Source organism: Neobacillus sp. CF12, from assembly GCF_030348765.1.
Lineage (GTDB): Bacteria > Bacillota > Bacilli > Bacillales > Cytobacillaceae > Neobacillus.
Window position 1 is genome coordinate 4,758,548 of record NZ_JAUCEU010000007.1, and the last position, 12,363, is coordinate 4,770,910.

Sequence of the window (12,363 nt, forward strand, 5' to 3'; positions counted from 1 at the left end):
CCTTTTTAAAATAAAAACCTTTTTTCAATCCAAGGAGGATATTAAAATGACAGTAAAAGTTGGTATTAATGGATTTGGTCGTATCGGCCGTAACGTATTCCGTGCGGCATTAAATAATGCAGATATGGAAATCGTAGCAATTAACGATTTAACTGATGCAAATATGCTTGCGCACCTTTTAAAATACGATACTGTTCATGGAACACTTCAACAAGAAGTTACTGTTGACGGCGAATATTTAGTTGTTGGCAACCAAAAGGTAAAAGTAATTGCTGAACGCGATCCAGCTCAATTAGGTTGGGGAGAACTTGGTGTTGAAGTAGTAGTTGAATCTACTGGACGTTTCACAAAGCGTGAAGACGCAGCAAAACACCTTGAAGCAGGTGCGAAGAAAGTTATCATTTCTGCTCCAGCAGATAACGAAGATATCACTATCGTAATGGGTGTTAACCAAGATCAATACGATCCGGCAAACCACCACGTATTATCAAACGCTTCATGTACAACAAACTGTCTAGCTCCTTTTGCGAAGGTTTTAAATGATGAATTCGGAATTAAGCGTGGAATGATGACTACAATCCACTCTTATACAAATGACCAACAAATTCTAGATTTACCACATAAGGACTACCGTCGTGCACGTGCAGCAGCTGAGAACATGATTCCAACTTCTACAGGTGCAGCAAAAGCTGTTTCATTGGTACTTCCTGAACTTAAAGGTAAATTAAACGGTATGGCAGTACGTGTACCAACACCTAACGTTTCTATCGTTGATTTAGTTGCTGAGTTAGAAAAGGATGTAACGGCTGAAGAAGTAAATGCAGCACTAAAAACAGCTGCTGAAGGTCCATTAAAAGGAATTTTACACTATAGCGAACTTCCATTAGTATCAACAGATTATAATGGCAGCCCTGCTTCTTCATCTATTGATTCATTATCAACAATGGTTCTTGAAGGCAACATGGTTAAAGTATTATCTTGGTATGACAACGAAGTTGGTTACTCAAGCCGTGTTGTTGACCTTATTGGATACATCGCTCAAAAAGGTCTATAATCAATAGTTGGTTGAGATTGGAAAATATTTCATCAAAAAGCTATAATGATTTAGGGTATTTCAAAGGGGAGCGGGGAACATTCCCCCTCCCTTTTTTTGTTGGAAATGTTGTCAATACATAAGGAGGCTTTTCGCATGAACAAGAAAACATTAAAAGATGTTGATGTTAAAGGAAAACGCGTATTCTGCCGCGTGGATTTTAACGTGCCGATGCAGGATGGAAAAATTACTGATGAAACAAGAATTCGCGCTGCTTTACCAACGATTCAATACCTTGTTGATCAGGGTGCTAAAGTCATTTTAGCGAGCCATTTTGGACGTCCAAAAGGTAAAGTGGTTGAGGAAATGCGCTTAACTCCAGTGGGTGTAAGACTTTCTGAACTACTTGGTAAAAACGTACAGAAAGCGGATGAAGCCTATGGTGATTCTGTTAAATCTTTGATTGAATCAATGAATGAAGGCGATGTTCTTCTTCTTGAAAACGTTCGGTTTTATCCAGGTGAGGAAAAGAATGATGCAGAACTTGCGAAATCGTTTGCAGAACTTGCTGATGTTTATGTAAACGACGCATTTGGTGCTGCACACAGAGCCCATGCTTCTACAGAAGGTATTGCACACCATCTTCCTGCGGTATCTGGTCTTTTAATGGAAAAAGAGCTTGATGTTCTTGGAAAAGCTTTATCAAATCCTGAGCGTCCGTTTACTGCCATTATTGGCGGTGCAAAGGTTAAGGACAAGATTGGTGTTATAGAAAATCTATTAGAACAGGTTGATAACCTAATCATTGGCGGCGGACTTGCCTATACATTTGTTAAAGCGCAAGGTCATGAAATTGGTAAATCACTGCTTGAGGCAGATAAAATTGACTTAGCAAATTCTTTTATCGAGAAAGCAAAAGAAAAAGGTGTCAATTTCTATATGCCAGTTGATGCAATCGTTGCGGACGACTTTTCTGGGGATGCGAATATCAAAGAAGTAGCGATTGAGGAAATTCCTGCTGATTGGGAAGCACTTGATATCGGACCAAAGACTAGAGAGATATACCGTGACGTAATCCAAAAGTCAAAATTAGTAATTTGGAACGGACCTATGGGTGTGTTTGAAATCGATGCATTTGCTGGTGGAACAAAGGCAGTTGCAGAAGCACTTGCAGAAGCAGAAGGTACATATTCTGTAATTGGCGGCGGAGACTCCGCAGCTGCAGTAGAAAAATTCAATTTAGCAGAGAAAATGAGCCATATTTCAACAGGCGGCGGCGCTTCACTTGAATTTATGGAAGGCAAAGAACTTCCAGGCGTTGTAGCATTAAACGATAAATAACTTTTAACTTGTAGTAAGGAAGGATGTGCCCGCATGCGTAAACCGATTATTGCAGGTAACTGGAAAATGAATAAAACACTAGCAGAGGCTAAAAGTTTCACGGAAGAAGTAAAAGGACTTGTTCCCGATTCTGGGAAAATTGATTCTGTCATCTGTGCACCAGCTTTATTTTTACAAAATCTTGTAGAAATCAGCGAAGGCACCGATGTTAAAATTGGTGCACAAAACATGCATTTTGAAGAAAGTGGAGCATTTACTGGGGAAATCAGCCCTAAACCACTTTCTGAAATTGGGGTTCAATATGTAATTATTGGCCATTCAGAGCGCAGAGAAATGTTTAATGAAACAGATGAATCTGTAAACTTAAAAACACTTGCAGCCTTTAAATATAACTTAACACCAATCGTATGCTGTGGTGAAACACTTGAGCAACGTGAAAATGGTGAAACAAATGATTTAGTTGCTGCTCAGGTACAAAAAGCACTTGCAGGTTTAACTGATGAGCAAGTGAAACAAACTGTTATTGCCTACGAACCGATCTGGGCGATTGGAACAGGTAAATCTTCTACATCACAGGATGCAAATGATGTTTGCGCGCATATTCGTCAAGTTATTGGCCAGCAGTTCAGTGAAGATGTTGCCAATGCTGTTAGAATTCAATATGGCGGCAGTGTAAAACCAGAGAACATTAAAGAGTATATGGCTCAGCCAGATATCGATGGTGCTCTTGTGGGTGGAGCAAGCCTTGAAGCTCGCTCATTCTTGCAGCTATTGGAGGCAGGAAGCTATGAGTAAGTCTCCCGTTGCCCTCATCATTCTAGATGGATTTGGATGCAGGGATGAACAAAAAGGGAATGCTGTCTATCATGCAAAAAAACCGAATTTCGATCGGTATTGGAGTAATTTTCCACACTCACATTTAACCGCTTCGGGAGAGGCAGTTGGGCTTCCAGAGGGACAAATGGGTAACTCAGAAGTTGGCCATTTGAATATCGGTGCAGGCCGTATTGTTTACCAAAGCTTAACTCGTGTGAATATTGCCATTCGTGAAGGTGAATTTGAAAAAAATGAAACCATCTGTAGTGCGATGGATCATGTTAAGAAAAACGGAACCAACTTACATTTATTTGGATTATTATCGGATGGCGGTGTACACAGCCATATTAACCATATGTTTGCACTCTTAAAGCTGGCGAAAGAAGAAGGAATTGAGAATGTTTACATTCATGGTTTCCTTGACGGACGTGATGTTGGCCAGAAAACAGCTGCAAAATATATTCAACAAACTTTGGATAAAATGAAGGAGTATGGCGTTGGAGAATTTGCTACCATTTCTGGACGCTATTATTCAATGGACCGTGACAACCGCTGGGAGCGTGTTGAAAAGTCATATTGTTCAATGGTTTATGGTGATGGGCCTGCTTACACGAATCCATTAGAGGTAGTAGAGGATTCCTACCAACATGGAATTTATGATGAATTCGTCATTCCATCCGTAATTACAAAGGAAGATGGTCAGCCGGTTGCGACAATCCAAGAAAATGATGCAGTCATATTCTATAATTTCCGTCCAGACCGAGCAATCCAAATTTCTAATGTATTTACAAACGAAGATTTTAGACCTTTTGACCGCGGTGAAAAACATCCGAGAAATTTATTTTTTGTTTGTTTAACACATTTCAGTGAGTCGGTTAACGGATATGTTGCTTTTAAGCCTTCTAACTTAGACAACACATTAGGAGAGGTCTTATCGCAAAATGGTTTGAAGCAATTAAGAATTGCCGAAACAGAAAAGTATCCACATGTTACCTTCTTTATGAGCGGCGGCCGTGAGGAAAAGTTCCCTGGTGAAGAGCGGATTTTAATCAACTCTCCAAAAGTTGCTACCTATGACCTGCAGCCTGAGATGAGTGCCTATGAAGTTACAGACGCTCTGCTTAAGGAAATTCAGGATGATAAATTTGATGCCATTATCCTAAACTTTGCTAATCCTGATATGGTAGGTCATTCAGGTATGTTAGAACCGACTGTGAAGGCAATTGAAACGGTTGATGAATGCTTAGGGAAGATTGTTGATTTAATTATTGAAAAAGGTGGGACAGCTATTATTACTGCTGACCATGGTAATGCAGATGAAGTCATTACACCAGAAGGCAATCCAATGACAGCACATACAACGAATCCAGTACCGGTCATCATTACTAAGAATGATGTGGAACTGCGAGAAGGCGGTATTCTTGGAGATTTAGCTCCAACGATGTTAAATCTGCTTGGTGTAGGACAGCCTGAGGAAATGACAGGAAAATCATTAATTAAATAATTTTTCACATTAAAAGGAGAGAATAAAATGCCAATTATTTTAGATGTATACGCTCGTGAAGTACTAGATTCCCGCGGTAACCCAACAGTTGAAGTAGAAGTAACTACAGAATCAGGTGCTTTTGGACGTGCATTAGTTCCAAGTGGTGCTTCTACTGGTGAATACGAAGCAGTAGAACTTCGTGATGGGGATAAAGAACGTTACCTTGGTAAAGGTGTATTAAAAGCAGTTGATAACGTTAACGAAATTATTGCTCCACACCTTGTTGGCGAAGAATTTAGTGTATTAGATCAAGTTTCTGTTGACCATGCTCTTATTGAGCTTGATGGTACTGAAAACAAAGGTAAATTAGGTGCAAATGCAATCCTAGGTGTTTCGATGGCCGTAGCTCATGCTGCTGCAGACTATTTAGGTGTTCCTTTATATCAATATCTTGGTGGATTCAATGCAAAGCAACTTCCAGTTCCAATGATGAACATTGTAAATGGTGGAGAGCATGCTGATAATAACGTAGATATTCAAGAATTCATGGTTATGCCTGTAGGAGCTCCTAACTTCAGAGAAGCACTTCGTATGGGTACAGAAATTTTCCACAGCTTAAAATCAGTTCTTAAAGAAAAAGGTCTTAACACAGCAGTTGGAGATGAAGGTGGATTTGCTCCAAATCTTGGCTCAAACGAAGAAGCACTTCAAACAATTGTTCAAGCAATTGAAAAAGCTGGTTACAAGCCTGGTGAAGAAGTATTCTTGGCAATGGACGCTGCATCTTCTGAGTTCTATAACAAAGAAGATGGAAAATATCACTTAGCAGGTGAAGGTGTTGTTAAAACTTCAGCTGAAATGGTTGATTGGTATGAAGAGCTTTCTAACAAATATCCAATTATCTCCATTGAAGATGGTTTAGATGAAAACGATTGGGAAGGTCACAAGCTTCTAACTGAACGTATTGGAAACAGAGTTCAATTAGTTGGTGACGATTTATTTGTTACAAATACTAAGAAACTTTCTGAAGGAATCACAAATGGTATCGGTAACTCAATCCTAATCAAAGTTAACCAAATCGGTACTTTGACTGAAACTTTTGATGCGATTGAAATGGCGAAGCGTGCAGGTTATACAGCTGTTATTTCTCACCGTTCTGGTGAAACAGAAGATAACACAATTGCTGATATCGCTGTTGCTACAAATGCTGGTCAAATCAAAACAGGTGCTCCTTCACGTACAGACCGTGTTGCAAAATACAACCAGTTACTACGTATTGAAGACCAATTAGGTGAAACAGCACAATACAACGGATTAAAATCTTTCTATAACTTAAGAAAATAATCAACTAAGCAAAGGCACTCATTGACGAATGAGTGCCTTTTTTTGTTTTGCATAGCTGGAGACAACCTTCATGAAAGTATCTAAAGAATAGGATAGAAAAGTAAATAATTGGGGGTGTATTTGTGGGCGATTGTCGAATTTTAATCGGGAGTCCAATCCATCGAAAACCAAATATCCTAAAAGAGTTTTTAAAGTATTTACCTAATATAGAGTCAGACGGTTTAGAAGTTAATTACTTCTTTGTAGACGATAATATAGAACCTGAATCAACGGCCTTACTGAGTCAATTCTCTGAAGAACACGAAGGTGTTACAATTATTCCTTCTAACTCCAGAAATCTATTTATGAGTGATGAAAAAGGGACACACATATGGAATAGTAATTTAGTATGGAAGGTTGCAGAATATAAAAATCAAATCATCGAGTTTGCGTTGAAAAATAATTATGATTATCTATTTTTTATTGATTCGGATATTTTATTACATCCTAAAACACTTCAACAATTGATAAGTACGAAAAAAGATATTATTTCGGAAATATTTTGGACAGATTTTAAAGGAATTGGAATGGAATTACCACAGGTTTGGTTACAGGACGAATATAGCTTTTATTATAAAGAAACAGAGAAAACGTCGGTCGATATTAACAAATCCATAACCAACTTCCTTAGTAAACTAAAGTATCCTGGTGTTTATGAAGTAGGAGGGTTAGGTGCTTGTACATTGATATCCAAACATGCCCTCCAAAAAGGAGCGAATTTTAGTAGAATTAAAAATCTATCTTTTGCGGGAGAAGATCGGCATTTTTGTATAAGGGCCATTGCCTTGGGATTAGATCTTCATGTTGATACTCATTATCCTGCCTTTCATATTTATAGAGAGTCGGATATTAACCGTATCCCTGCTTTTTTTGAGTCAGTGATATCTCAATCTTCAAGAAGGACTTATATTAGAAATTTTAAAAGTTCTAATAATAAACTAACGCTCTCAATGGTTGTTAAAAATGAAGCAAATAATTATTTAAAAAAGGTATTATGCGAACATAGGCGGTACATTGATGAGGCCGTTATCATTGATGATGGCAGTACTGATAATACAGTTGAGATATGTCTAGAGACACTCGAAGGTATTCCTGTTCATCTAATAAAAAATGATATTTCGAAATTTTCCAACGAAGTAGAACTTCGAAAACAGCAATGGCTAGAAACCATTAAAACAAATCCTGATTGGATTTTGAATTTAGATGCTGATGAAATGTTTGAAGAGCAATTTCGAACGAATGTAAGAACAATGATTAACCAAACTCAATTTGATGTACTATGTTTCCGCTTATATGATTTTTGGGATATGGAACATTATCGTGATGACGAATTATGGTGTGCACATAAAACCTATCGTCCTTTCTTGGTGAGATACCAAAAAGATTTTCCTTACAAGTGGAATGAACTAGCGCAGCATTGCGGAAGATTTCCGCGAAATATACTATTAAAACCGTATACTATGTCATCTATCAGATTAAAGCACTTTGGCTGGGCTAATCAGTCAAGGAGAGAAGCAAAATATAAACGTTATTTGGAACTGGACCCGGAATTTAAATATGGGTCGAAAGAACAGACTTTGTCCATACTTGATAAAGAGCCTAACTTGGTTAAATGGGAAGATTAAGCGTTCTATGTAATACAGCAGGGAAATAATATGGACTCCGGTTTGAATGCCGGAGTCATTTTTACATTAGTGCCTTTGGCATGTTTTTTATAAAATTGTTACTTCATTCAGTTAGTGCATCATCCTCCGGATGTTGACTGATTTTATATTTTATATAGGTTAATAATTTTGGAAGGATAGGATGGGAGGGCTTAAGTTGTGAGGCTTTCTTTAAATAATATAGTGCTTCCTTAATGTTGCCTTGTGATAAATACATAGTGGAAAGTTCTGTTGCAGGTATGAATCCCCAAAGGTCTTCTGAAATGTATCCAAGATATTCTTTTGGTTTTTTTAGGTTTAGAGCCAAATGGAACCAGTAAATGGCATTGTCTATTTTTCCTTGCTCTTTAAAAAAATAAGCAATCTTGCAGATAATTTCAGCTCTTGGAGGAATATATTCAAAGCTTCTTAGAAGGGATTTTAGCGCATTTTCATAATCATTTAATTCCTTGTAGCAATGATAAAGGTCTTGAAAGGCAGTTAAGTAAAAAGCGTGGGAATTTTCCTTATCTTTTATGAAAAACTCATTAAAGGCATCTACAGCTTCTTTATACCTATTATTGGAAGTGAGCTCTCGTCCATAATAGTAAAGTTGCCTGGAATTTAAAACTCCATTCTTCTTCAACGTGTTTTCAATAATTTTTAAATTGCGATCGGTTACTCTGTTATCTCTTTGCCCGTGAGTAATGGCGATGTCGGAGTACTGAACGTTATGATTGTAGCTAAATTGGACATATTCGTGGACAGGTTCTACCCATTTATAATTCCGGCTTCTCTTGATAAGTCGTTCACGTTTAAATTGTACTTTCGGCAAACCTGTATCATCAACGCCCAGATTATAATTTGTGATAACTACATCCACATCTGGATTGAGTGAGTGCTTCAATTCTAAAAACTTTTTTCGATCTTCAGGCAAGAGCAGATCGTCTGCATCTAACCACATTAAATATTCTTTCGTTCCTTTTGAAAAAGCAAAGTTTCTAGCTGCGGCAAAATCTGCGACCCATTCAAAGTCATAAATTAAGTCCGTATATTTTCTAGCAATTTCTTTTGTTGTGTCATGAGAACCTGTATCAACAATGATAATCTCATCAACTAGGTCTTTGACACTTTCTAAACAGGCCCCTAGCATTTTTTCCTCGTTTTTGACGATCATGCACAAACTAATGCCTATCAAAAGTACCACCTCATTTATTATTCTTTTATATATTTTTACTCAAAAAATCATTTCGTGTTATAACAAGTGCCCATCCATGGCGGATGAGCACTTATAAATGCAAGTTATATTTTTAGAATGATATTGGATTTTTCAATTATTCTTACATAAAAGTCACTATACTGAGCGTAGGACAACCAGTGATAGGTGGTACGCAATCGCCTAACAGTGGTACGAGATCACTATGGTAGAAGGTTGTTTCTGCCGTCTGGCTCTGAGAGGCATATCCATACATTCCAGGTAATAGGCCTATAAATTGGACTTCCCAATTCTCATTATTACCAACAACGTTATTAGTTTGTAAATCTCTGATAGAGCACCCCGGGATAGAAATTGTATTTTGTCCCCTACATACTCTTTGACCAGCAACAAATTCAAAAACTCTTACAGTAACAGTTTTTGGAGTTGTTGTATTATTTAAAATCTTCATCAGGAGCTCATTTCCACCAGAAGTTAAAAACGGACCAGTGGTATAATTATTAATACCAATTCCCAATTCACTAATAATCTGACGTACCTCAGTTTTTATTTCTTCTAAGCCAAATGAAGGGCTGAAAATGGCACTTTCAATGGCCGCGACCTCTGATTTGATTTCAGCTAAACCGAACGAAGGGTTAAAAATGGCACTTTCAATGGCCGCGACCTCTGATTTGATTTCAGCTAAACCGAACGAAGGGTTGAAAATGGCACTTTCAATGGCTGCGACTTCAGATTTGATTTCTGCTAAGCCAAACGAAGGGTTGAAGATGGCACTTTCAATGGCCGCGACCTCTGATTTGATTTCAGCTAAACCGAACGAAGGGTTGAAGATGGCACTTTCAATGGCTGCGACTTCAGATTTGATTTCAGCTAAGCCAAACGAAGGGTTGAAGATGGCACTTTCAATGGCAACAACTTCAGATTTAATTTCGGCTAAGCCAAACGAAGGGTTGAAGATGGCACTTTCAATGGCCGCGACCTCTGATTTGATTTCGGCTAATCCAAATGAAGGATTGAAGATGGCACTTTCAATGGCCGCGACTTCTGATTTGATCTCCGGTAATCCAAAAGACGGATTTGTTAAGATGCTAATGATGTTCGTAATGTCACCAAATGAAACATTGGATAGAATACTTTCTATATTAGCGACTTCAGATTTAATTTCCGCTAAACCAAACGATGGGTTAAAGATCGCACTCTCAATAGCCGCAACTTCGGATTTGATCTCCGGTAAACCGAAAGAAGGATTGGTTAGGATACTAATGATGTTGGTAATATCGCCAAAGGAAACATTCGTTAAAATACTTTCAATGTTGGCGACTTCAGACTTAATTTCGGCAAGGCCAAATGAAGGGTTGAAGATAGCACTTTCAATGGCAGCAACTTCAGATTTGATCTCCGGTAAACCGAAAGAAGGATTCGTTAGGATACTTACAATGTTGGTAATATCGCCAAAGGAAACATTTGTTAAAATACTTTCAATGTTGGCGACTTCAGACTTAATTTCGGCTAGGCCAAATGAAGGATTGAAGATGGCACTTTCAATGGCAGCAACTTCAGATTTGATCTCCGGTAAACCGAAAGAAGGATTGGTTAGGATACTAATAATGTTGGTAACATCGCCAAAAGAAATATTCGATAAAATGTTTTCAATGTTGGCCACTTCAGATTTGATTTCCTCTAAACCGAAAGAGGGGTTCTCTAACAAGCTTTCTATGTGTCTGATTTCAAACTTGATTTCCTCAAGACCAAACGATGGACTTTCTAAAAGGCTTTCAATATGTCTGATTTCGGACTTGATCTCTTCAAGACCAAAGTTCGGATCTTTTAATAGTTTTATTATTTTTATTATAAGATCACTGCAATCAATAGGTCTTAATCCCATTTTTCCACTCTCCTTGCATGCTAGTTCAAAACATACTATGCAATAAAAAGGTTGAAGCATAGGAGTTTGTACCAATTTACAACAAATATGTATGGATTATCAGATAGTGGGTTTCCTTGTAACAAACAATTCTAGGTAATTTCCCAAAAGCTGACACAATACTTGTATTGTTAAAAGGTAAATAATATGGTAAATTAAAAATACTGTGAAATGTACGAACTACAGGAGGTGGCTTACATGCATGCATTCGTTGTTACATTATTAGTAATCGTAAGTATTGGACTTATTCTTGTTGTTTTATTACAATCAGGTAAAAGTGCTGGACTATCAGGTGCCATTTCAGGTGGTGCTGAGACATTATTCGGTAAGCAAAAAGCACGTGGACTTGATTTGATTCTACATCGTATTACCGTTGTATTAGCAGTTCTTTTCATTATCCTTGCAGTCTTAGTTGCATACTTCGAAGTTTAATAAAGAATGCTCAAAAACCTGGCAAATTGTCAGGTTTTTTTTATTTCACAAAAATGAAGGCTTATTTCTGGAATGTTAGCCTTTTGTTTGCTTAAACTAAGATAATGGATTTTTTTTGAATAAGGCTGTATTAAACTAGACTGTTGATTTGTGCTCTAGGCGCTATGCTTTCCGCGGGCTCGCCCGTGAGCCTCCTCGGTCGTTCCCGACCTGCGGGGTCTCAGGGTGCTCGTAAATCCCGCAGGAGTCAAGCGCCTTCCGCTCCAATCAACAGGTTCTTAAACCCAACATTATCTTTTAACACAGCCTTGAATAAAAGGAGTTTTTACTATGAAAATTGCTACACCGAAGCCCTTTACCTTTAAGGGAGGAAAACGGGCCGTTCTTTTGCTTCACGGATTTACTGGTAATTCGGCTGATGTCCGGATGTTAGGACGCTACTTAGAAAAAAGGGGATATACCTGCCATGCACCGCACTACAAAGGACATGGTGTTCCACCTGAGGAACTTGTACATACTGGTCCTAGTGATTGGTGGCAGGACGTTATAAATGGCTACAATTTTTTAAAGAATCAAGGTCATGAAGAAATTGCAGTCGGGGGACTATCCCTTGGCGGCGTATTTTCGTTGAAATTGGGTTACACTGTACCTATAAAAGGTATTTTTCCAATGTGTGCACCTATGTATATAAAAAGTGAAGATGTAATGTATCAAGGAATTCTCGAATATGCCCGTGAATATAAGGTACGTGAAGGGAAATCCGAAGAGCAAGTCGAAATAGAAATGAATGAGTTTGCGAAAACACCGATGAACACTTTAAAGGAACTTCAATCATTAATTTCTGACGTCCGTAACCATGTGGATATGATTTATGCTCCCACCTTTGTCGTTCAAGCGCGTCATGACAAAATGATAAACACAGAAAGTGCAAACATTATTTACAATGAAGTAGAGTCCGTTGTAAAGGAAATTAAATGGTATGAAGAATCAGGGCATGTCATTACGTTGGATAAAGAACGGGACCAGCTTCATGAAGATATTTACACCTTTTTAGAAAAATTAGATTGGAAGAATTAATCCTTTGAGGAG

At 38.0% G+C, this 12,363-nt stretch carries 10 protein-coding genes; 8 read left to right on the forward strand and 2 right to left on the reverse strand.

Annotation, left to right across the window (positions count from 1 at the left end; genetic code table 11):
* Positions 1-46 precede the first annotated feature (46 nt).
* The 6 genes from gap (at position 47) to QUG14_RS22580 (ending at position 7,684) form a co-directional block, all read left to right on the forward strand.
* Positions 47-1,054, forward strand: coding sequence for a type I glyceraldehyde-3-phosphate dehydrogenase (gene gap, locus QUG14_RS22555; RefSeq protein ID WP_289342696.1), 1,008 nt, complete (start codon positions 47-49; stop codon positions 1,052-1,054).
* A gap of 135 nt (positions 1,055-1,189) precedes the next feature.
* On the forward strand, positions 1,190-2,374 hold the full coding sequence (locus QUG14_RS22560; protein ID WP_289342697.1) for a phosphoglycerate kinase: 1,185 nt from the start codon (positions 1,190-1,192) through the stop codon (positions 2,372-2,374).
* A 33-nt stretch (positions 2,375-2,407) separates the two neighbouring features.
* Positions 2,408-3,169, forward strand: coding sequence for a triose-phosphate isomerase (gene tpiA / locus QUG14_RS22565; protein WP_289342698.1), 762 nt, complete (start codon positions 2,408-2,410; stop codon positions 3,167-3,169).
* Positions 3,162-4,694, forward strand: a complete 1,533-nt coding sequence (gene gpmI / locus QUG14_RS22570) for a 2,3-bisphosphoglycerate-independent phosphoglycerate mutase (RefSeq protein ID WP_289342699.1) — start codon at positions 3,162-3,164, stop codon at positions 4,692-4,694. Before tpiA ends, gpmI begins: the two co-directional genes overlap by 8 nt.
* A 27-nt stretch (positions 4,695-4,721) precedes the next feature.
* Positions 4,722-6,020 carry a phosphopyruvate hydratase gene (gene eno / locus QUG14_RS22575; RefSeq protein ID WP_289342700.1) on the forward strand — a complete coding sequence of 433 codons (1,299 nt, stop codon included), beginning with the start codon at positions 4,722-4,724 and terminating at the stop codon, positions 6,018-6,020.
* Between the two features lie 122 nt (positions 6,021-6,142).
* Positions 6,143-7,684, forward strand: a complete 1,542-nt coding sequence (locus QUG14_RS22580; RefSeq protein ID WP_289342701.1) for a glycosyltransferase — start codon at positions 6,143-6,145, stop codon at positions 7,682-7,684.
* Positions 7,685-7,787: 103 nt separating this feature from the next.
* Here QUG14_RS22580 and QUG14_RS22585 read toward each other — a convergent pair whose 3' ends face one another.
* Positions 7,788-8,900, reverse strand: a complete 1,113-nt coding sequence (locus tag QUG14_RS22585; protein WP_289342702.1) for a TPR domain-containing glycosyltransferase — start codon at positions 8,898-8,900, stop codon at positions 7,788-7,790.
* Between the two features lie 142 nt (positions 8,901-9,042).
* Positions 9,043-10,803 (reverse strand): hypothetical protein, encoded by a 1,761-nt coding sequence (locus QUG14_RS22590; RefSeq protein ID WP_289342703.1) that lies wholly within the window; start codon positions 10,801-10,803, stop codon positions 9,043-9,045.
* 237 nt (positions 10,804-11,040) lie between these two features.
* Here QUG14_RS22590 and secG point away from each other — a divergent pair, with 237 nt between their 5' ends.
* Both secG and QUG14_RS22600 read left to right on the forward strand, forming a co-directional pair.
* A complete protein-coding gene (gene secG, locus QUG14_RS22595; RefSeq protein ID WP_289342704.1) occupies positions 11,041-11,274 on the forward strand; it encodes a preprotein translocase subunit SecG in 234 nt (77 codons plus the stop codon).
* 330 nt (positions 11,275-11,604) lie between these two features.
* Positions 11,605-12,351, forward strand: coding sequence for an alpha/beta hydrolase (locus QUG14_RS22600; RefSeq protein ID WP_289342705.1), 747 nt, complete (start codon positions 11,605-11,607; stop codon positions 12,349-12,351).
* The last annotated feature ends 12 nt before the right edge of the window (positions 12,352-12,363 follow it).